Annotated in this window: 16 protein-coding genes and 1 tRNA gene; 9 read left to right on the top strand and 8 right to left on the bottom strand. The window is 67.8% G+C overall.

All coding sequences use genetic code 11. From position 1 onward, the window contains the following. The 4 genes from VEG08_04965 to VEG08_04950 form a co-directional block, all read right to left on the bottom strand. A partial coding sequence (locus VEG08_04965) for a carboxypeptidase regulatory-like domain-containing protein (protein ID HXZ27335.1) occupies positions 1-649 on the bottom strand: 649 nt, incomplete at its 3' end. Between the two features lie 9 nt (positions 650-658). After that, a complete protein-coding gene (locus tag VEG08_04960) occupies positions 659-952 on the bottom strand; it encodes a hypothetical protein (protein HXZ27334.1) in 294 nt (97 codons plus the stop codon). Continuing rightward, complete coding sequence (locus VEG08_04955) at positions 949-1419, bottom strand: cytochrome c-type biogenesis protein CcmH (protein HXZ27333.1); 471 nt, start codon at positions 1417-1419, stop codon at positions 949-951. The genes VEG08_04960 and VEG08_04955 overlap by 4 nt, the downstream gene beginning before the upstream one ends. Beyond that, entirely contained in the window at positions 1419-3485 is a 2067-nt protein-coding gene (locus VEG08_04950; GenBank protein HXZ27332.1) for a heme lyase CcmF/NrfE family subunit, read from the bottom strand. The genes VEG08_04955 and VEG08_04950 overlap by 1 nt, the downstream gene beginning before the upstream one ends. Before the next feature lie 200 nt (positions 3486-3685). Here VEG08_04950 and VEG08_04945 point away from each other — a divergent pair, with 200 nt between their 5' ends. Genes VEG08_04945 through VEG08_04925 form a run of 5 tightly spaced genes read left to right on the top strand, consistent with a single transcriptional unit; the run spans position 3686 to position 10597 of the window. Next, the gene (locus tag VEG08_04945) at positions 3686-4117 is read left to right on the top strand and encodes a response regulator (protein ID HXZ27331.1); all 432 of its coding nucleotides are present in this window, start codon (positions 3686-3688) and stop codon (positions 4115-4117) included. Next, on the top strand, positions 4068-4907 hold the full coding sequence (locus VEG08_04940; GenBank protein HXZ27330.1) for an HD domain-containing phosphohydrolase: 840 nt from the start codon (positions 4068-4070) through the stop codon (positions 4905-4907). The genes VEG08_04945 and VEG08_04940 overlap by 50 nt, the downstream gene beginning before the upstream one ends. A 44-nt stretch (positions 4908-4951) precedes the next feature. Next, on the top strand, positions 4952-7072 hold the full coding sequence (locus VEG08_04935; protein HXZ27329.1) for an ATP-binding protein: 2121 nt from the start codon (positions 4952-4954) through the stop codon (positions 7070-7072). Then, positions 7069-7533 carry a response regulator gene (locus tag VEG08_04930; protein HXZ27328.1) on the top strand — a complete coding sequence of 155 codons (465 nt, stop codon included), beginning with the start codon at positions 7069-7071 and terminating at the stop codon, positions 7531-7533. The genes VEG08_04935 and VEG08_04930 overlap by 4 nt, the downstream gene beginning before the upstream one ends. Before the next feature lie 10 nt (positions 7534-7543). Then, positions 7544-10597 (top strand): PAS domain S-box protein, encoded by a 3054-nt coding sequence (locus VEG08_04925; protein HXZ27327.1) that lies wholly within the window; start codon positions 7544-7546, stop codon positions 10595-10597. Between the two features lie 18 nt (positions 10598-10615). Here VEG08_04925 and VEG08_04920 read toward each other — a convergent pair whose 3' ends face one another. The 4 genes from VEG08_04920 to VEG08_04905 all read right to left on the bottom strand — a co-directional run bounded on the left by VEG08_04920 (position 10616) and on the right by VEG08_04905 (position 16868). Further along, on the bottom strand, positions 10616-10855 hold the full coding sequence (locus VEG08_04920; GenBank protein ID HXZ27326.1) for a DUF2934 domain-containing protein: 240 nt from the start codon (positions 10853-10855) through the stop codon (positions 10616-10618). A 134-nt stretch (positions 10856-10989) separates the two neighbouring features. Beyond that, positions 10990-14385, bottom strand: coding sequence for an error-prone DNA polymerase (locus VEG08_04915; GenBank protein ID HXZ27325.1), 3396 nt, complete (start codon positions 14383-14385; stop codon positions 10990-10992). A gap of 98 nt (positions 14386-14483) precedes the next feature. Continuing rightward, a complete protein-coding gene (locus VEG08_04910) occupies positions 14484-16028 on the bottom strand; it encodes a DNA polymerase Y family protein (protein ID HXZ27324.1) in 1545 nt (514 codons plus the stop codon). 18 nt (positions 16029-16046) lie between these two features. Beyond that, complete coding sequence (locus VEG08_04905) at positions 16047-16868, bottom strand: hypothetical protein (protein ID HXZ27323.1); 822 nt, start codon at positions 16866-16868, stop codon at positions 16047-16049. Between the two features lie 257 nt (positions 16869-17125). Here VEG08_04905 and VEG08_04900 point away from each other — a divergent pair, with 257 nt between their 5' ends. The 4 genes from VEG08_04900 (at position 17126) to egtD (ending at position 20256) form a co-directional block, all read left to right on the top strand. After that, positions 17126-17761, top strand: coding sequence for a YceI family protein (locus tag VEG08_04900; GenBank protein ID HXZ27322.1), 636 nt, complete (start codon positions 17126-17128; stop codon positions 17759-17761). A gap of 70 nt (positions 17762-17831) precedes the next feature. Next, a tRNA-Glu gene (locus VEG08_04895) sits at positions 17832-17906 on the top strand. A gap of 117 nt (positions 17907-18023) precedes the next feature. Then, on the top strand, positions 18024-19247 hold the full coding sequence (locus VEG08_04890) for an SUMF1/EgtB/PvdO family nonheme iron enzyme (GenBank protein HXZ27321.1): 1224 nt from the start codon (positions 18024-18026) through the stop codon (positions 19245-19247). Between the two features lies 1 nt (position 19248). Further along, on the top strand, positions 19249-20256 hold the full coding sequence (gene egtD, locus VEG08_04885; GenBank protein ID HXZ27320.1) for an L-histidine N(alpha)-methyltransferase: 1008 nt from the start codon (positions 19249-19251) through the stop codon (positions 20254-20256). Positions 20257-20568 lie beyond the last annotated feature (312 nt).

The raw sequence follows: 20568 nt of genomic DNA, 5'->3' as shown, positions 1-20568 counted from the left end.
GTAGCGTAGCCTGGCCGGAGTAGGGCAGGTGATAGCTGACCTGGAAGCGGGTCTCCCCGGGACGTAGCGGGAAGCCGAAGAAGTAGCGCCCCTTCTCCGAGGTGGGCACCGGGTCCTTGGTCAGCGGCATGCCGCCGGACGACTCGGCCATGCCGGAATCGATCTGCGCTCCCTCGGGCAGGTAGAACTCGAAGGGGCGGTCGCCCATCACGGTGCGCGGCGGGGCGGAACTGTTGGTGACCACGAACAGGCGGGTGACCTGCAGGGTGGAGGAGTCCGCCTGCAGGCTCATGACGTCGGCGGTGAGGCTGACGCCCTCGATGCTGTGGCCGACCACGTCGTAGACGTCCACGTCGGCGGAGGTGGTGCCCGGAGGCGCCGGCTTGAAGTACGCTACGCCCTGGTGCGTCACCCGCACCAGGTGGGGGCTGGAGGGATCGTCGAGCGCGATGGAGAAGCGGCCGCGGCCGTCGGTCTTGACGCTGGCCGACTCTTCCATGCCCTGGCCCAGCTTGAGGAGGGCGACGCTGTCGCCGGCGGAGGGTTTGCCGGTGGTCTTGTTGGTGACGGTGCCGGTGAGGGAAGCCGCCGAGGCCCAAGCGCCCAGGGCGAGCACGGCGAGCACGACGCGGAGGATTCTTCCTGCCATTCTGGGTCCTTATTTCTTTCTGCGAGCCTGGCTCTCCAGGCGGTCGATCTCGGCCAGCACGTTGGCGGCCTCCAGCTCGAGTGAGGCCTTCATGGCCTGGTAGTCGGCGTCGGGGAACTTGCCCGCCTTGTACTCGAAGTTGAGGTCGCGCAGGTTGTCGTACACCACTTCCTTGCGCTCCAGCAGGTAGGCGAGCCGGGTCTTCTCCGGGGCTGCGTGCACGTCCTCCTGGAAATAGAAGATGTAGAAAAGGACACCCGCGGTGAGCAGGAGCGAAGCCGCCCAGGCGAAGGCCGGGTTCATAGCTCGGTCTCCTTGCGGGCGAGTTCGCGGTAGAGGTCGAGGTCGGGGCTGGCTCCGGGCTGCGCAGCGGCGGGGATGGAGGCAGGCCGCAGCGCCCACTTGCGCACCACCAGAACGACCAGCGCCAGGCCTCCCAGCAAGGCCAGATAGGGCATGATCCAGGCCACGCGGTTGAAGCCGGTGGTGGTGGGCGCGGCCAGCACCACGGTGCCGTACTTCTGCACGAAGGCCTGCAGGATGAGGTCGTCCGAGTCGCCGCGCTCGATGCCGGCCTGCAACTCGTTACGCATGGTGTCGGAGTAGGTGCAGCCCACGTGGTTGCACTCCAGCAGCACCTGGTTGCAGCCGCAGCGGCACATCAGCTTGTGCCCCAGCTTGTCGAAGCGGGCGGTGCTGTCGCCGGCGCCCAGGGTGAGGAAGGCCAGGGCGGCGACGGCGGCCAGCGTGAGCAGGCGCTTGCGGAGCATCAGTCGCTCACCTCCACGGGAGCGGCGCGGCGCTTGCCGGAGGCGGGAGCGCGCGCGGGCGCCAGCTTGCTGGCGGGCAGCGGCGGCACCAGGGCCACCAGCGTCCCGAAGAGCACCACGAAGAAGCCAATCCAGATCCAGACCACCAGCGGGTTCAGGTGGGCGCGGATGATGGGTCGCTCCGTGTCCTGGTTGCGTCCGGCGTAGACCAGGTAAAGGTCCTGCGCCAGGCCGGAGCGATTGGCCACCATAGTCGCGGTCTGCTCGCTGGCGGTGTAGAAGCGCCGCTCGGGATACATGGTGGCGATCTGCCGGCCGCCGCGGTAGACATCGAGGATGGCGGACTCGCTGGAATAGTTGGGCTGGTCGGTACCCCGCGGGGACCCGCTGCCGTAGTTCTCCGACTGGGTGTAGGAGCGGCAGACCAGGGTGTAGGGACCCAGGGTCATCCTGTCGCCGAAGCCCATCTCCTGCTCTTTTTCCTGGTTGAAGGCGGCGCCCGCGAAGCCCAGGAACATGAGCACGATGCCGAAGTGCACCAGGTAGCCGCCGTAGCGGCGGGTGTTGCGGCGGGTGAGCAGCACCACCCCGCCCGCCAGGCTACTGCCGGTGTGGGAGGCGATGACGCGGGCCCCGCGCCAGAACTCGCTCAGGATGGTGAGCGCCACCATCATGCCCAGGGAGATGGCGGTCCAGGAATAGAAGGCGGCCAGCTCGCGCCAGGGGCGCATGCCGAAGAGTACCAGCAGCAGGGCCACCGCCAGGCCGCCCAGCGCCGGCCAGGTGAAGTTGCGCTTCAGGCTTTCCAGCGAGGTGCTGCGCCAGGCCAGCAGCGGGCCCACGCCGGTGAGCAGCAGCAGCAGCAGCGCCACCGGGATCATCACCCGGTTGAAGAAGGGCGGGCCCACCGTGATCTTGTGGTCGGTGACCGCTTCCGAGAGCACCGGGAAGAGCGTCCCCCAGAGCACGGTGAAACAGGCGGCCAGGAAGAGCAGGTTGTTGAACAGGAAGCTGGACTCGCGCGAGACCAGCGACTCCAGCTTGTTCTCGCTCTTCAGGTGGTCGTAGTTCTTGAAGAAGAAGAAGAGGCAAGCAACGACGACCAGGCCCAGGAAGACGAAGAACCAGGTACCGATCGAAGACTGGGCGAAGGCGTGCACCGAACTCACGATGCCGGAGCGGGTGAGCAGGGTGCCAAAGATGCACAGCAGGAAGGTGCAGAAGATCAGCCACACGTTCCACACCTTCATCATGCCGCGCTTCTCCTGCATCATCACCGAGTGCAGGAAGGCGGTGCCGGTGAGCCAGGGGAAAAAGGAGGCGCTCTCCACCGGGTCCCAGCCCCAGTAGCCGCCCCAGCCCAGCACGCTGTAGGCCCAGTGCATGCCCAGCACGATGCCGCAGGAGAGAAAGAGCCAGGTCACCATGGTCCAGCGGCGGGTGATGTGGATCCACTTCTCGCCGGGGTAGCGCATGATGAGCGCGCCCAGGGCGAAGGCGAAGGGCACGCTGAAGCCCACGTAGCCCAGATAGAGCATGGGCGGGTGGATGACCATCTCGGGATACTGCAGCAGGGGATTGAGTCCGTTGCCGTCCGCAGGCAGGTTGCCCACCATCATGGCGAAAGGATTCGCCGCCACGTTCAGCAGCAGCAGGAAGAAGACCTGCACCGCCGCCAGGATGACGGAGGCGTGGGCCACCAGCCGGACGTCCACCCGGTGACGCACCCGCAGCACGAAGCCGTAGGCGGAGAGCAGGAAGGCCCAGAACAGCAGGGAGCCCTCCTGGCCCGACCACAGGGCGCTGAACTTGTAGATCAGGGGCAGGGCGCGGTTGCTGTGATGGAAGATGTAAGCGACGGAGAAATCGTTCTGGTAGGTGGCGGTGATGAGGGCCAGCATGGCCACGCTGACGGCAAGGAAGACGCCGATGCCGGCGCGGCGCGCGGTCTCGCCCAGGCGGTCGGCATTCTCGTGCACGCGCAGCAGGGCCAGGGTCCCGGCGACCAGAGAATAGACCGCAAGCGCCAACCCAAGAAGAAGCGCGAAAGTGCCCAACGCCGGCATGCGTGAAGTCCTCTATTTTTCCAGAGACGGGGCGCGCCAAGCAAATCCCGCCGATTCCCGGAACGAGACCATTCCTGAAGCGGGCGAAAGTGCGCTCATTTTACACCGGCGGCGGCTCCTTTCGCCGCCGACCCTCGTAGGGTGGAGATAAGAGCCTGCGCGCCGCCTCGGTGTCCGCCGCCGGCGGCAAGGGGGAGGCCATGAAGACCATCCTGGTGGCCGACGACGAAGCTAGCATCCGCGTCCTCATCCGCACCACCCTGGAGAATCCGGAGTGCCGCATCCTGGAAGCGGCGACGGGAGCCGCCGCCCTGTCCATGGCCGGGCGGCTGCTTCCCGAACTGATCGTCCTGGACTGGATGATGCCGGGGATCAGCGGGCTGGATGTGCTGCGCGCCCTGCGCAACGATCCCCGCACCGCCGCCATCCCGGTGATCATGGTCACCGCCATGGGCCAGGAGAGGCACCGGGCGGAGGGCCTGGCCCTGGGCGCGCAAGCCTACCTGGTGAAGCCGTTCAGTCCTCTGGAACTGCTGCAATTGACGCAGCAGGTGCTGGAGGCGGGCGGCCCGGAGGAGAGCCATGACGACCGCGCCCAGCCAGAACGGGACCGCACCGCAAAGACAGCTTGAGGCGGCCCAGCAGCAGTTGCTGCAGTACGCCCGCGACCTGAACCGTGTCTTCCAGACCGAGCACGAAAAGGAAGCGGCGCTGCGCTCCACCACCCGGCAGTTGCTGAGCTTCGCCCAGGACCTGAACCACGCTTTCCGGGAGGAGCAGCAGAAGGCGCGGGAGCTGGAGCGCGCCTACCACGACACCCTGCAGCGGCTGCTGCGGGCCTCGCACTACAAGGACCAGGACACGGGGGCGCACAACCAGCGCCTCGCCCACTACGCCCGCACCCTGGCCCTGTTCCTGGGCTGGGCGCGGGAGGAGGCGGAGCAGCTGTTCGCCGCCACTCCCATGCACGACATCGGCAAGATCGGCGTTCCCGACGCGGTGCTGTTCAAACCCGGACCGCTGGACGAGAGCGAGTGGAACCTGCTCAAGCGGCACACCACCTTCGGGGCCAGCCTGATGGCGGGCTCCACCTCGCCCCTGCTGGAGATGGCGCGCAAGATCGCCCTCTACCATCACGAACGCTGGGACGGCTCCGGCTATCCCCAGGGGCTGCGGGGGGAGGAGATCCCCCCTTGCGCCCACCTGGTGATGCTGGCCGACCAGTACGACGCGCTGCGCAGCGAGCGGCCTTATAAGCCGGGACTGAGCCACGAGCGCGTGCGCGAGATCCTGCTGGAGGGCGACGGGCGAACCCTGCCGCAACACTTCCAGTCTCTCCTGCTGGAGGCCTTCCGTGAACTGCAGGGCAAGTTCGAGGAGATCTACGAGCGCTTCCGCGCCTCGGCGCGGCGGGCGGCCTAGCGAGGTGTGATGTGAGCAAAGCGATCGCGGGCCGGATGCAGAGGATGGCCGACGGTGCGGCCGTGCTGGTTACGGCGTTGGGGACCACGATCCTGCTGGGGTACGCCTTGGGCCGGCTGGCGCTGGCCAGCTTCGTGTCGGGATATACCGTCGCCCGTCCCAATGCCGCTGTGGGCCTTTTGCTGGGAGGGACAGCGCTGCTGCTGTTGCGGCGGGGAGGGGCAGGGGGTTGGCGTCGGCGCGCCGGCCGCGCCAGCGCCCTGGGAATGCTGGTGATCGGGGCGGCCACCTTGAGCGAGTACCTCTTCGGCTGCAACCTGGGCATCGACCAACTGCTGTTTCAGGAAGCGGTGCGAGCGTTACCCTCACTGGTTCCTGGGCGCATGTCGGCGCTCAGCGCATTCAGCTTGGCGTTGCTGGGAGGTGGGCTGCTGGGTCTGGACTGGGAGCCGCGGCGGGGTTGGCGGCCGGCGCAGTGGTGCTCCCTGGCCTCGCTGGCAACCGGCCTGCTGGTCCTGCTGGGCTACACCTTCGGAGAAAGGGGCCTGACCAGTTTCGGGGCTTCCGTCTCCATGTCCATCCCGGTGGCCCTGGGCCTGGCCGCGCTGGCGGTGGGGCTGCTGCTGGCGCGTCCGGAGCGCGGCTGGATGCGGCTGGCGAGCAGCGAGTGGGCGGGCGGTGTCATGCTGCGCGCCTGGTTTCCCCTGGCTCTAGGCACCATCTGGCTGGTGGGCTGGCTGAGCCTCGCGGGTGCGCGCACCGGCTGGTACAGCACCAGCGTCGACCAGGTGTTCTTCGCGGTCCCGCTCATCTTCCTGTTTGCGCTCTTCATCTATCTGGCGGCGCGTTCGCTGGAGCGCATGGATGAGGAGCGCCGGCGCAAGACGGAGGAGGTGGAGCAGTTCAACCGCGAGCTGGAAGCGCGGGTGGAGCGGCGCACCGCCGAGCTGGGGCAGACCGTCTCCCTGCTGGAGCGGGAGATGGAGGAGCGCAAGCAGGCGGAAGAGCAGGTGCGGAGGGCCGCCCTCTACAGCCGCAGCCTGCTGGAGGCCAGCCTGGATCCCCTGGTCACCATCAGCAAGGACGGCAAGATCATGGACGTGAACCGGGCCGCCGAGGAAGCGACCGGGGGGGCGCGGGAGAAGCTCATCGGCAGCGACTTCTCGGAGTACTTTACCGAGCCGGAGCAGGCCCGCCGGGGCTACGAACTGGTCTTCGCCCAGGGGTTTGTGCAGGACTATCCGCTCGCCATTCGGCATGTCTCGGGGCGGGTGACCGAGGTGCTCTACAACGCCACCGTCTTCAAGAACGAGGCCGGGGAGGTGGAGGGGGTCTTCGCGGCCGCCCGCGACATCACCGAACGCAAGCAGGCGGAGGAGGAAATCCGTCGCCTCAACGCCGAATTGGAGGTGCGGGTGCGGCAGCGCACCGCCGAGCTGGAGGAATCCAACCGCGAACTGGAGTCCTTCACCTACTCGGTCTCCCACGACCTGCGTGCTCCCCTGCGTCACCTGGACGGCTTCTCCAAGATCCTGCTGGAAGAGTACGGGCCCCGGCTGGACGAAGGCGGGCGCAACTACCTGGAGCGCGTGCGCCACGGCGCCCAGTTCATGGGCCGGCTGGTGGACGACCTGCTGAACCTGTCGCGCGTGGGCCGGCAGGCACTCTCCGTGCAGATCACCGGCTTGGGATCGCTGGTCGAAGAGGCGCGGAAGGAGCTGGCGGCGGAGGCGCAGGGCCGGGAAGTGGAGTGGAAGATCGGGGAACTGCCCTTCGTGGAATGCGATCCCGGGCTGATGAAGCAGGTGGTGGCCAACCTGCTCTCCAACGCGCTCAAGTTCACCCGCCCGCGGGCACGCGCGGTCATCGAGCTGGGGCAGCGGCCCGGCGACGGCGCCCCCGTCGTCTTCGTGCGCGACAACGGCGTGGGCTTCAGCATGAAATACGCCGACAAGCTCTTCGGCATCTTCCAGCGCCTGCACCGGCAGGAGGACTTCGCAGGCACCGGGGTGGGGCTGGCCACGGTGGCGCGCATCCTGCGCAAGCACGGCGGTCGAGTGTGGGCGGAGGCGGAACTGGACAAGGGAGCGACCTTTTATTTCACGCTGGGCGCCGCGGAGGTTTCCGGGGCGGAGCCGGCAGAAAGCGTCGAGGTGGCGGCATGAACAAGTTTGTGGTCGAGATCCTGCTGGTGGAAGACAACGACAACGACATCGAACTGACCCTGCACGCGCTGCGCAGCGAGAAGCTGGGCAACCACATTCATGTGGTGCGCGACGGGGAGGAGGCCCTGGCCTTCCTTCGTAGTCCGGAGTTCCAGCCGAATGGCGCGGTCGCCCCGCCCAAGGTCATTCTGCTGGATCTGAAGCTGCCCAAGGTGAGCGGACTGGAGGTGCTGCGCGCGGTCAAGGGCGATCCTGTGCTGAAGCTGATTCCGGTGGTAGTGCTGACTTCCTCCAAGGAGGAGCAGGACATGGTGGAGAGCTACCGCCTGGGAGTGAACAGCTACCTGCAGAAGCCGGTGGACTTCGACAGCTTCCGGGCCATGGTGAAGGAGCTGGGGCTGTACTGGTTGGTGATCAACCAGCCGCCGCCAGTCGTGGTCGCGGCCCAGGAGGTCGCGTGAGCGGGAAGCCATGAGCGCCTCCGATCCATCGCCGGCCTCGAGCCCACGCCGCCTGCGGGTGCTGTTCATCGAGGACAGCCCGGAGGACGTGGAACTCTGCCTCCACGAATTGCGTAAGGCCGGCTTCGAAGTGGAGGGCGATCGGGTGGAGACCCCGTTCGAACTGGCGGAGCGGCTGGGCGAGGGCCGCTACGACATCGTGCTCTCCGACTACCGCCTGCCGCAGTGGACCGGCCTGGACGCCTTCCACACCCTGCAGCAGATGGGCGCCGAGCTTCCTTTGCTGCTGGTGACGGGCACGCTGGGCGACGAGCTGGCGGTGGAGTGCCTGAAGAAGGGCGTGCGCGACTACGTGCTCAAGGAGAAGCTGGCCCGCCTGCCCTTCGCGGTGGAGCGGGCGCTGCGCGAGAAGGCGCTGGAGGACGAGCGGCAGCAGGCGGCGGCGGAGCGCGAGCGCCTGCTGCGCCAGACCCAGGAGCGCATGAAGGAGCTCACCTGCATCTACCAGGTGACGCGGGCAGTGCAGCGTGGGGTCTCGATGCGGGAGATCGTGCGCGAGGTGGCCACCCTGATCCCGGCGGCCATGCAGTGGCCGGAGATGGCGTGGGCGCGCGTGCGCTACGAGGCGGATGAGGCGGTTTCCGCCGGCTTCCGCGAGAGCCCGTGGCGGCTGGGGGCTCCCCTGCTGGTCAAAGGCGAGGAACGCGGGCAGGTGGAGGTCTTCTACGCCGAGGCGCTCCCGCAAGCTGGCGGTGTCCCCTTCCTGCCGGAAGAAAGGGAACTCATCGCCAGCATCGCGCGCTCCCTGAGCGAGGCCGCCGAGCACCTGGGGGCGGAGGAGGCGCTGGCGCGCAGCGAGGCCCACTTCCGCGCCCTCATCGAGCAGACCCACGACCTCATCACCGTCACTTCTGCGACCGGCACCATCCTCTACCAGAGCCCGGCGGCGCTGCGCATGCTGGGCTATGAGGCGGGGGAGATGCTGGGCCAGAGCGGCCTGGAGTTCGTGCACCCCGACGACCGCGAGCGGGTGGCGGCGGCGCTGGCGGAAGGGATCCAGACGCCGGGGAAGTTCGAGGCCCTGGAGTATCGCTGCCGGCACAAGGACGGGAGCTGGCGGGCCCTGCTCGCGGTGGGGGTGAACCTGCTGGCGGACCCGGCGGTGCACGGGGTGGTGGTCAGCGCCCGCGATATCACCGAACGCAAGCGCATGGAACGGCGGCTGGAGTTTTCCGACGCCATCATCCGCCACCTCGGCGCCCTGGTGCTGGCGGTGAACGCGGAGGGCTGGATCACGTATGCCGCCCCCTCCATCAAGTCCATCCTCGGATACGAGCCGGAGGAGGTCCTAGGCGAGGACTGGTGGCGGCTCAGCCGTGGAGATCCCGAACAAGCCCGGCGCGAGCAGGAGTACGTGATCGACGTCCTCAGGGGCGCGAGAGAGATTACCAAGGAGCCCTACGAGCGCTGTGTCCGCCACCGCGACGGCTCCTGCCGCTGGATCTTGTGGCAGGACACCCGCGGTCCTGGAAATCTGCTGCTGGGAGTGGGCCACGACGTCACGCGGCTGCACGAGGCGGAAGAGGCGCTGCAGCGGGCGCACGCCGAGCTGGAGACCCGTGTGCAACAGCGCACCGCCGAACTGGCGCGCGCCAACCAGGGATTGCGCCGCAGCGAGAGCCGCTACCGCCTGCTCATGGAGCAGGCCGCCGACGCCATCCTGCTGCTGGCTCCGGGCGGGCGTCTCACCGGGGCCAGCGGCCGCGCCTGCGAACTGCTGGGCTACAGCCGGGAAGAGCTGCTGCAGATGTCCATCCTCGACCTCGTGCATCCCGACCCGGCGAAAACGCGTGAAGTCGGAGAGCGGCTGACGACCGGCGAACTCGTCCTGCTGGAAGAGGAATTCCGCAGTAAGAACGGGGAATGGATCCCGGTGGAGATCAGCGTGCGTCGCATCAGCGAGGACGAAGAGCAGTTGATCGCGCGCGACATTCGCGAGCGCCGGCGGGCCCAGGAGGCCCAGGAGCAGCTGGCGGCGGTGCTGCGGGCCACCTCCGACTTCGTGGCCACGGCCGAGCTCACCGGCACGCTGCTCTACATGAATGCGGCAGGCCGAAGGATGGTCGGCTTCGGGGAAAATGAGGACCTGGCCCAGCACAGCCTGGGCGAGCTGCTGTCCCAGGGAACGCGGGCCATCCTGGAGCGCGAGGTCATGCTGGGCGGCGCCTGGACGGGAGAAGGGGCGCTGCTCGGCCCCGCCGGGCAGGAGATCCCGGTGCTGATGGCGGCCAGCGTGCACCAGCGGCCCTGCGCCGGGCCGCAGTTCCTGTCGGTGGTGGCTCACGACATCACCCAGCGCAAGCAGCTGGAGAACGTGAAGGACGAGCTAGTGAGCATGGTCAGCCACGAATTGCGTACGCCTCTGTCTTCGTTGCGCGGCTTTGCCGAGCTCATGCTCACCCGCGACTACGACGAGGGCAAGCGCCGCGAGTTCCTCAGCATCATCCACAAGGAGAGCAAGCGGCTGGCCGACCTGATCAACAACTTCCTCGACCTGCAGCGCATCCAGTCGGGCAAGCAGGTCTACAACTTCGAGGCGCTGGACCTGGAGGCGCTGCTGCGGGAGGCGGCCAGCCTGTTCCAGCCGGCGAGTCCGCAGCACCGCCTGGAGTTGGCGCTGGCAGCGCCCCTGCCCGCGGCCCGGGGCGACCGCGACCGCGTTCGCCAGGTGCTGGCCAACCTGGTGGCCAACGCCATCAAGTACTCGCCCGAGGGCGGAGAGGTGGGGCTGGGCGCCGGGCAGGAGGGCGGCGAACTCAGGATCTGGGTCTCCGACCAGGGCATCGGCATTCCTGCCGAGATCCTGCCTCGCCTCTTCACCAAGTTCTACCGCGCGGACAACGCCGTGAACCGCGGCATCGCCGGCACCGGCCTGGGCCTGGCCCTGGTGCGGCAGATCGTGGAGAACCACCTCGGGCGGGTGTGGGCGGAGAGCACACCCGGCAAGGGCAGCACCTTCTACTTCACCCTGCCGCTGGCGGAAGAAGTCCGCGAAGCGGCCTGATCCTCCCGGCGCGGAAGCTCAGGAGGCGGAGCGGACGCCGTAGCGGGCGCGCACTTCGGCCTCCGCGCGCAGCCAATCGTCCTGGTCGAAGCCGTGCTGGCCTCCGCGCTCCTCATAAAGCTGGTAAGCGCGGCGGCGGATCTCCTCTTCCATGCGAGTCAGCTCCTCGGGGGAACTCTTGGGCTTGAGGACTGCGACCGGGCGCTTGGCGGGAGGGTTGAGACTGGGTGCGGGCTTGCTGTCGCTTGGCTTTGCCATGGGATTCACTCCTGAGGGTCGGTTCGGGGTTGCAAGGGGAGGCCGAAGCAGGAGAGCGCGTCTCCCGGGGCCCACGGCTGCCCCCTACTATACTGCGGCGCAGAAACGAAAGCACGAGGGGAGCCAGTGCGACTTCAATGGAAATCGTGGGAGCGGGTGGGTGCGCGCGTGACCGCCAGGGGCAGCACGCACGCCGCCTTCACCGAGATCACGCCGTCCTGGTTCTGCAGCGCGCCTTCGATGAGCAGGAAACTCTCGCTGACCACCGTGAAGCGGTTCTGGGTGAAGACGTCGGGAGTGAGGATGGCGTTGGCGATGCCGGTCTCGTCCTCCAGGCTGAGGAAGACGAAGCCGCGGGCGCAGCCGGGGCGCTGGCGCGCGATGACGCAGCCGGCCACGCGCACGCGCCGGCCCTGGGGCAGGCGTCCGAGGTCGCAAGCGCGGCGCACGCCCAGGGCGTCGAGGCGGGCGCGCTGGTAGGCCATGGGATGAGGACCTGTGGTCAGGCCGGTACCGCGGAAGTCGGCGACCAGGCGCTCTTCGTCGCGCATGGGTGCGAGTGGCGAGGCGGTTCCGTCCTCGGGGACGCTGCACAGCAACGGGCCGGGCCGGCGCACCGCGCGCTCCACCTGCCAGAGAGCGTCTCTGCGATGGAACCGAGTTCTCGGTTCCCGGTTCCCAGTTCCCAGTTGGTTCTTTCCGGCTACGCGGCGTTCGTTTTCTGGGAACTGGGAACTGGGAACTGGGAACTCACTGGCCACTGACCACTGATCACTGGCCACTCGATTCAGCGCCCCGATCTCCGCCAGCAGCACCAGTTCGTTCTTGCGCAGCTCCGGGACGCGGCGGGCCAGGTCGTCGATGGAATGGAAGGGCGCGCGTGCGCGTTCTGCCAGCAGCGCGCGCGCCGCCTCCTCGCGCAGTCCGCGGGCGTAGCGCAAGCCGAGTCTTACGGCAAATCCACTTCCACCACGGAGGCACGGAGACACGGAGGTTTTTTGAATATTGTCCTCCTCCGTGCCTCCGTGTCTCCGTGGTGGGTTTTCAGTCTCGAGCGTACACCGCCACTCCGAGCGCATCACGTCGATGGGCAGGAGGCGCAGGCCGTGGCGCTGCGCGTCCTTCACCAGGGTGGCGGGACTGTAGAAGCCCATGGGCTGGTTGTTGAGCAGGGCGGCGGTGAAGGCGGCCAGGTAATGACATTTCAAATAGGCGCTGGCATAGGCCAGCAGGGCGAAGCTGGCAGCGTGGGATTCGGGGAAGCCGTAGAGCGCGAAGGAGGTGATGGACTGCACGATCTGCTCCTGGGCTTCGGGGGCGATGCCGTTGCGCATCATGCCGGCGCGCAGCCGCTCTTCGATCTCGCGCATGCGCGCCTGCGAGCGCTTGAAGCCCATGGCGCGGCGCAGTTCCTCGGCCTCGCCTCCGCTGAAGCCGGCAGCGATCATGGCCATGCGCAGCAGTTGTTCCTGGAAGAGCGGCACCCCCAGGGTGCGTGCCAGCACCGGCTCCAGCGAGGCATGCGGGTAGCTGACCGGCTCGCGCCCCTGCCGGCGCTTCAGATACGGGTTCACCATCTGTCCCACGATGGGCCCGGGGCGGATGATGGCCACCTCCACCACCAGGTCGTAAAAGCGCTTGGGGCGCAGGCGCGGCAGGCAGGACATCTGCGCCCGGCTCTCCACCTGGAACATACCCACGGTGTCGGCCTGCTCGAGTGCGGCGTAGACGGCGGGGTCGTCGGGCGGCAGGTGGGCGAGCTCCACCGGCTCGCCGTAGTCGCGATGGATGAAGGTGAGCGCGTCCTCGAGCGCCGCCATCATGCCCAGACCCAGCAGGTCCACCTTGATGATGCCCAGGTCGGCGCAGTCTTCCTTGTCCCACTGCACCACCACGCGCCCGGGCATGGCGGCGGGCTCGAGTGGCACCACGGAATCGAGCGTGCCCTGGCAGATCACCATCCCGCCGGAGTGCTGGCCGAGATGGCGAGGCAGGTCCTGCACCGCCTGGCAGAGTTCGAAGAACTTGCGAATGCGGGGATGGCGGAGGTCGAAGCCGGCGTCGGCGAACTGGCGCTCGCGAGTGTCCTTCGGATCCTGGTATTCCCAGTGGCCGACGGTGGCGGAGAGCCGCCCCAGGGTCTCGGAATCGAAGCCCAGCACTTTGCCTACCTCGCGCGCCGCCGAGCGTCCGCGGTAGGTGATGACGTTGGCGGTCATGGCGGCGCCGCGCTCGCCGTAGCGCTGGTAGAGGTACTGGATGACGCGCTCGCGCTGCTCGCCCGAGGGCAGGTCGAGATCGATGTCGGGCCACTCGCCGCGCTCCTCCGAGAGGAAGCGCTCGAAGAGCAGCTCCATGCCCACGGGGTCCACCGCGGTGATGCCCAGGGAGTAGCAGACGGCGGAGTTGGCGGCGGAGCCGCGTCCCTGAGCGAGGATGCCCTGCTCGCGGCAGAAGCGCACCAGGTCCCAGACGATGAGGAAGTAGCCGGCCAAGTCGAGCTTTTCGATGAGCGCCAATTCGCGCTCGATCTGGCGGCGGGCGCGGGTGCGCAATTCGGCGGTAGCGCGGCCGTAGCGCGCCTGCGCGCCTTCCTGGGTGCGCGCGCGCAGGGACGAGTTCATGGTCTCACCCGCAGGCACGGGATAGCGCGGGAACTGGTAGCCCAGGTCGGCGAGCGTGAACTCCAGGCGCGCGGAGAGCGCTTCCGTGTTGGCGATGGCTTCGGGCAGATCGGCGAAAAGCTCCGTCATCGCGGCGGCGGACTTCAGGTGACGCTCGGAGTTGCGGGCCAGCAAGCGCCCGGCGGTGGCCAACGTGCGGTGATGGTGGAGGCAGGTGAAGACGTCGAGTACCTCGCGGCGCTCGGCCGCAGCGTAAGCCACGCTGTTGGTGGCCACCAGCGGCAGGCCGAGCGCGTGCGCCAGCATGACCGCGGCCTGGTTGCGGGCCTCTTCGCCGCGCTCGAAGTGGCGCTGCAATTCGACGTACACGCGGTCACGGCCGAAGAGCGCGATCCATCGCTCCAGGCAGCGGCGCCCGGCTTCCATGCCGCCCTGGGCCAGGGCCGCAGCCAGCGGACCGTCGTCGCCGCCGGTCAGGCAGATGAGCCCGGCAGCGTGCGCAGCAAGATCGTCCGCAGTGGCGGCAGTCTCTTCCGGCTGCGCGTGCTTGGGCGCACGCAGTTTCATCCGCGTGATCAGGCGGCAGAGGTTCTGGTAGCCGGTGCGGCTCTCCACCAGCAGGGGAAGACGGAACGTTTCATGTTTCATGTTTCGGGTTTCAAGCTGGCCGGGATCGCGTGAAACTTGAAACGTGAAGCCTGAAACCGTGATCTCGCTTCCGATGTGCGCGCGCACGCCCAGCCGCTTGGCCGCCAGGTGAAAGCGCGGGGCGCCGTAGACGCCGTCGGCGTCGAGCAGCGCCAGGGCGGGCAGTCCCAGACGGGCGCACTCTTCCGCCAGTTCCTCCGGCAGGGAAGCGCCCTGCAGGAAGCTGAAAGCGGAGCGGGCATGAAGCTCGGAATACATTGTTCATTTATTGACTTATTCATTTATTGATTTCGAAGGATGCTGCATCCGGGTTTGTCAATGAATAAATGGATAAATCAATAAATGGATAAATCTCCTCAGTCATACTCTCCTTCCACGAACCATCCGTTGCCCTCGCGATAGATGCGGTAGGAAGAATTGCCTTCTGCGGTGGCGAGGACCACGTCCCACTCCTCGCGCGCCCAGCCCTGCTCGGTCCACCACTCGCCGGAGTTGTGCCAGGGCCCGGCGAGGTCGAGCACCGTGGCGCGCGCGCCGCGGAAGAAGACACTCACCGGGCGTCCGTTCCGCGCCTGCACACGCGCGGGCAGCGGCGGGCGGAAGCGGCGCACCGCCAGCCGCGCTCTTTTTTGTCTGTCATCCTGAGCGAGCGCGAAGCGCGAGTCGAAGGACCTTGCGTTTCGCTCCCTGGGCTTTAGCCTCTGCGGCGCGATCCGGAAGCGCTGCATGCGATGCGCGTCGGGGCGATGCGAGTCGAGGATCTCCACCGCGCCCAGCCGCTTTTCACCCACTACTCGGCCCAAGCGGGCCAGCGTCAACTCCAGCTTTTCCGGCTCCGGCGCCAAAGGGAGAAACAGACCGCTCTGCCCGGGGCGCGGCGGCGCCGGCTCAGCTGCCAGCGTGACCTTCACCACGGGCGCGGGCGGCGGGTGCGACTGCAGGTCGAGCTGCAGGAGCTTGAGGAAAAGCTTTGCGTCCAACATGGGGACGGGAAGACGAAGGACCCGCTCGAATCGGGTGATCGGGTGATCGGGTGATCGGGTGATCGGTTCGAGTGCCAGCGAAAGCCGCAGCTCCTGCGCCGCTAGCGCCCGCGCGGCCAGCCGCGCACAGAGCTGATCCAGCAGGCGGCCGAGGACGAAGGCCAGGGGCTCCAGCAACTCCACCGGATGCTCCAGCTCCAGGGTCTCCTCGAAGCAGAGCGGCGGCTCGACAGGGCGAAGGACGCGCGCGCCCTCGCCGCGCGCCAGCTTCTGCAGCTCGACCCCGGCCTGTCCCAGGCGTTCGGCCACGGCCACCGCGGGCAGCGCCGCCAGCGCGCGCAGGGTGCGTACTCCCCAGCGGTCGAGCGTCTCCAGGATCTCGGGCGCAGGCTCGAGGACGTCTACCGGCAGAGGGCCCAGGCGCGCCGCTTCCTGGCCGTGAGGAATGACGGTGACGCCGGAAAAGCCGCGAGCGGCGTGGCGGGCGGCCTCGGGATTGGCAGCCACGGCGACACGGCATTCCAGGCCGAGCGCGGCACAGCGCGCCGCCAACGCTCTCGCGATTTTTTCCGGCGGGCCGAAGAGCGAGCCCAGGCCGGCGAGGTCGAGCAGCACAGTGTCGGCGGCGGCATCTTCCACTCGCGGGGAGAAGGCAGTGGCGGCGTCGAGCAGGGCAGCGTGCGCGGCGGCCTCCTGCGCGAGCGAGTGGCGACGGAGCTTCAGCCCAGACAGGGCCTCGGCCTGGAGCTGGGCCATGCCCGGTTCCACCCCGGCGGCGCGTGCCGCTTCATTGGCGGCCAGCACGCGCTCCAGCGGTGGTGCGCCGTCCACCACCGCCACCGCCTGGCGGCGGAGTCCCGGCTCGAGGCGTATCATCGCGGCCACGGGGAAGTCGGGAAGATGGAGGCAAGCGAACATAAAAACAGCTCTTAGCCATTAGCCTTTAGCACTCAGCAGGTTTTCGCCCCAGACGGTATGGCACTGAAACGACGTCGCTGAGACCGGTTTGCGTTCGGTTTGCGAGCGCAACACTTCGACACTCGCAGAAATGCCTTGCAGAAGGCGGGCGTGCGTGGGCGTCTTAGTCTCTGTCATTGGCGCCTGGAGACTGGCGACCGGCGACTGCAAATGCAACACCAAGGAGGCGCAGGTCCGGGCGCAGGGTTCCTGCTCCAGCAGCAGCAGCACGGTGGGAGTGCGCTCCACGGCGCGGCGGAAGCGGAACCAGGAGGTCAGGGGGACGCGGCGGGCCAGCGCCGGGGGAACGTCGCCCAGGTCGAGTGCCACCACACCGAAGCCCCCGGCCTGCAGCAGGAGATCGGCGGCGCGCAGGGCCTGCTCCAGGAAGAACGTTTCACGTTTCACGTTTCGGGTTTCAGGTTGGGTGGGGAAGCGTGAAACGTGAAACTTGAAACGTGAAACGTCGCCGCACCGCACCCACAGCAACTGCCGCAGGTCCACACCGGCGGCGGCGGCGGAGCAGGGATCGAAGGCGTCGCCGGCATCCACCAGGGCGCAGGTCTCCTGCCGGCGGGTGGCTTCGGCCAGCGCGGCAAGCAACAGGCTGGTGCGCCCGGAGGAAGCCGGGCCGCAGATCTCGGTGAGGGCGCCGCGAGGCAGGCCGGTGACCAGAGCATCGAGTTCCGCGACGCCGGTGGAGACCAGCTCGGGCGCGGGGCGCGCGGCCGGGCTCAAGGCGGCCGGGAAGCGGTCGCCCAGCGTGGCTTGCAGGCGGGCGCGTAGCAGTGCGGGAGTCATGCGAACCTCGAGGGCGGCAGCCGCCGGATCACGCTGGCAAGAACGGCTCCCAGAGCCATCCTCCGCAGCCGCGGCGGCCTACTTTCGCTTTTTATTCGCCTATAAAGATTGTGCTCCCGGGGGCGAGGGATTGTCAATAGGAGGGCGGGTCGGCCGTTTGCTCTAGGCCCAAGGTAACCAGTCAGTGAACTTCAGAAAGCTTGTATCTTCTGTCGCTTCTGGCAATCTTAGGGGAGGCCGAAGGGAAAGCGGGTTTCGTGATCAAGTTGAGGATCCCCCACCTGATTCTGGCGCTGGCCCTGGCCGGGGCGGCGCAAGCGCAAGTCCGCGCCATCGATATCCAGAAGTCCACCATGACGGTGCGTGTCAGCAAGGCAGGGCTGCTGAGCTTCGCCGGACACGACCACGAGATCCGCGCGCCTCTGGCCGAGGGCCAGGTGGACGACTCACGCGCCGTCAGCCTGCGCGTGGACGTGAAACAACTGCAGGTGATGGACAAGGAGATCTCCGATAAGGACCGCGCCGAGATCCAGCACACCATGCTGGGCCCCGAGGTGCTCGACAGCCAGCAGTTTCCCGAGATCCGCTTTCGCTCCACCGCGGTCGCGGCCGCGGGCCCGGAGCGGTGGACGGTGCACGGCGACCTGACCCTGCACGGCCAGACCCATGCCATCGTGCTCCAGGCCAGCGGCGAGCCCGGACACTACCGCGGCTCGGTCACCCTCAAGCAGAAGGACTTCGGCATCAAGCCCTACAGCGCCGCCGGCGGCACCGTCAAGGTGAAGAACGAGGTGGAGATCGTCTTCGAGATCTTCACCACGTCCCAGACGGCAGCCGCACCCGCGGCTGCGAAGGCCGAGGCTGCTGCCCCGGCGGCCGATACCACTCGCTGAGACCAGCCGCGCTCCCACCCGAGTGTAGGCGTCCGGGAGCCTTTGCTATAATTTCTTCGCTGCTCTACGTGGCGCTATCGTCTAGGGGTTAGGACGGAAGATTCTCAATCTTCAAACCCGGGTTCGATTCCCGGTAGCGCTACCAAACCTCCCCTCCAGGTCTTTCCTGCGACTCTTGGCCCCGGCCGTACATCTAAAGGAGCCGTTCGGGGAAAGAGATAGGTTCGCCGGCCCCGGTTAAGGTATCCTCCCGAACCTCGACATGAGTGCGGCGGCCACTGCCGAGATGCTGGAACGGCGCGAGGCGCTGGCCCGCGGGCGCGCGCTCACGGACTCACTCTTCGCCGAAGTCCGCTCCGACGCTTTCTACGACCGCCCCATCCCGGAGCGTCACCGCATCCTCTTCTACCTGGGACACCTGGAGGCCTTCGACTGGAACCTGATGGCGCGCGCGCTGGGCCGCCCGCCCATCCGCCAGGAACTGGACCGGCTTTTCGCTTTTGGCATCGACCCTGCGCCCGGCCAACTTCCCCAGGACCAGCCCGGCGACTGGCCCAGCCTGGAGCAGACGCGCGCGTACGTGCGCGAGGTGCGGCAGGCGCTCGACTTCGTCCTCGAGCTGGTGCCCGAGGAGGTCTTCAGCATGGCCGTGGAGCACCGGCTGATGCACGCCGAAACCTTCACCTACATGCTGCACAACCTGGCCCGCGAACGTCGCCGCGCTAGCGGCTTTTCCCTGGATGCCAGCGCTCCGGCCGCGGCGCAGAGGATGGTCGAGATCCCGGCAGGCAGCGCCACCCTGGGACGAATGCGGGGCTCCGGCTTCGGCTGGGACAACGAGTTCGAGGCCCACCGGCAGGAGGTGGCGGGCTTCGCCATCAGCCGCTACAAGATCACCAACGCGCAGTACCTGGAGTTCGTGAAGGACGGCGGCGAGGCGCCGCACTACTGGCAGCAGCGCAATGGCCACTGGCACTACCGTGGGTGGTCGGCGGAATTGGTGGTGCCCAACCACCTGCCGGTCTACGTCAGCCAGCAGCAGGCCCTCCGGTACGCGCAGTGGGCCGGCCAGTCGCTGCCCACGGAAGCGCAGTTCCAGCGCGCCGCCTTCGGGACAGCGGAAGGAAGGGAACGCACCTACCCCTGGGGTGAGGAAGCGCCGGAGGTCCGCCACGGCAACTTCCACTTCTTTCATCGCGACCTGGTGCCGGTGACGGCGACACCCGCGGGCGACAGCGCTTTCGGCGTCTCGCAACTGGTGGGCAACGGCTGGGAGTGGACCTCCAGCGTCTTCGCGCCGTTTCCCGGCTTCGCCGCCGCGCCGCTCTATCCCGGTTACTCCGCCAACTTCTTCGACGGCGACCACTACGTGCTGAAGGGCGCATCGTCCGCCACCCACGCGCGGCTGCTGCGGCCGGGATTCCGCAACTGGTTCCGCAAGAGCTATCCCTACGCCTACGCGACCTTCCGGCTGGTGGAGAACTGAGATGGCGTCTCCTCTTACTGGCGGACAGGCCCGGCCGGGGGGGCGCCTGCGTCCCGTCCTGGACGGTCGCTTCGCGCAAGACGTGCGCGAGGGGCTGAGCAAGCCGCAGAAGGAACTCCCGGCCAAGTACTTCTACGACGCCGTGGGCAGCGCGCTCTTCGAGGCCATCACGCGGCTGCCGGAGTACGGTCTGACGCGGGCCGAGGAGCGGCTGCTGTGGAAGTGCGCGCGCGAGGTCCCGGAACTGCTGGAATCTCCGCTGACGGTGGCGGAACTGGGCAGCGGCAGCGGGCATAAGACCGGCCGCGTGCTGGAGGCCATCTGCGGGCGCCAGCGCGAGGTCCCCTACTACGCCATCGACGCTTCTCCCGCCGCCCTGGAAGGCTGCCGTGCCACCCTGAGCGCGCTGGCGGGCGTGCGCTTCTGCGGCCTCGCGAGCTTCTACGAGGAAGGACTGGCGGAAGTGGCGCGGCGGCGCCTGCCGGGACAGCGCCTGCTGCTGATGTTCCTGGGTAGTAACCTGGGAAACTTCGACCGCGTCCAAGCGCACGCGTTCCTGGCCGGGCTGCGCAGCCGGCTGCTGCCTGGCGACGCCCTGCTGCTGGGCACCGACCTGGTCAAGGCGGAGGCTACGCTGCTGGCCGCCTACGATGATGCCGCGGGCGTGACCGCCGCCTTCAACCTCAACCTGCTGAACCGCATCAACCGGGAATTGGGCGCGGACTTCGATCTGCGCCGCTTCCGCCACCATGCGCGCTGGTTAGCGTCGGATCGCCGCGTCGAGATGCACCTGGTGTCGCAGGTGCGGCAACGGATCACCATCGCCGAGTTGGGGATGGGCGTGAGCTTCGATCGCGGCGAGACCATCTGGACGGAGTCGTCGCACAAGTTCACTCTGGAAGAGCTGCCGCAGATGGCGGCCGGTGCGGGGTTCTCCCCGCTCGCCCGCTGGGTGGACGAGGAGTGGCCCTTCGCGGAGAGCCTGTGGGTCGTGCCCCAAGCCCGCTGAGGTGGGCGCTCTTCCGCAGCGCGTTGCCGGGATCCCCGTTCCCGGCCTTTTTCTGAAACCTCCGCCCCGATTTCCGCGTATCTAGGTGGCAGGTACCGGAGTGCCCTTGTGTCCTCCTACCAAGGGAGGGCCAAGATTCCGCAGGCGGGCCGATAACCGTTCTCGGTCTTGTCCGTCCAAGGGAGAGTGGGGGTGTCTGTGAGCGAGCCAAACATCGGTCCCGTCGCCAGTGAGCGCAAGTACCTGGAGCGCCTCATCATCAAGAACCGCGGGCGCATCTCCTTTGTCCGCACCGAGAACGTCGACTATATC

This window comes from Terriglobales bacterium, from assembly GCA_035624475.1.
Lineage (GTDB): Bacteria > Acidobacteriota > Terriglobia > Terriglobales > Acidobacteriaceae > DASPRL01.
Note: the sequence above shows the minus strand (reverse complement) of the source record. Positions and strands in the feature narration are given on the sequence as shown.

Bases quoted from the DNA above. Each gene is read 5' to 3' on its own strand.
- VEG08_04945 (HXZ27331.1), top strand. From the start codon at position 3,686: ATGAAGACCATCCTGGTGGCCGACGACGAAGCTAGCATCCGCGTCCTC.
- VEG08_04950 (HXZ27332.1), bottom strand. From the start codon at position 3,485: ATGCCGGCGTTGGGCACTTTCGCGCTTCTTCTTGGGTTGGCGCTTGCG.
- VEG08_04925 (HXZ27327.1), top strand. From the start codon at position 7,544: ATGAGCGCCTCCGATCCATCGCCGGCCTCGAGCCCACGCCGCCTGCGG.
- VEG08_04955 (HXZ27333.1), bottom strand. From the start codon at position 1,419: ATGCTCCGCAAGCGCCTGCTCACGCTGGCCGCCGTCGCCGCCCTGGCC.
- VEG08_04930 (HXZ27328.1), top strand. From the start codon at position 7,069: ATGAACAAGTTTGTGGTCGAGATCCTGCTGGTGGAAGACAACGACAAC.
- VEG08_04935 (HXZ27329.1), top strand. From the start codon at position 4,952: ATGGCCGACGGTGCGGCCGTGCTGGTTACGGCGTTGGGGACCACGATC.
- VEG08_04920 (HXZ27326.1), bottom strand. From the start codon at position 10,855: ATGGCAAAGCCAAGCGACAGCAAGCCCGCACCCAGTCTCAACCCTCCC.
- VEG08_04910 (HXZ27324.1), bottom strand. From the start codon at position 16,028: ATGTTCGCTTGCCTCCATCTTCCCGACTTCCCCGTGGCCGCGATGATA.
- VEG08_04940 (HXZ27330.1), top strand. From the start codon at position 4,068: ATGACGACCGCGCCCAGCCAGAACGGGACCGCACCGCAAAGACAGCTT.
- VEG08_04960 (HXZ27334.1), bottom strand. From the start codon at position 952: ATGAACCCGGCCTTCGCCTGGGCGGCTTCGCTCCTGCTCACCGCGGGT.
- egtD (HXZ27320.1), top strand. From the start codon at position 19,249: ATGGCGTCTCCTCTTACTGGCGGACAGGCCCGGCCGGGGGGGCGCCTG.
- VEG08_04905 (HXZ27323.1), bottom strand. From the start codon at position 16,868: ATGACTCCCGCACTGCTACGCGCCCGCCTGCAAGCCACGCTGGGCGAC.
- VEG08_04890 (HXZ27321.1), top strand. From the start codon at position 18,024: ATGAGTGCGGCGGCCACTGCCGAGATGCTGGAACGGCGCGAGGCGCTG.
- VEG08_04915 (HXZ27325.1), bottom strand. From the start codon at position 14,385: ATGTATTCCGAGCTTCATGCCCGCTCCGCTTTCAGCTTCCTGCAGGGC.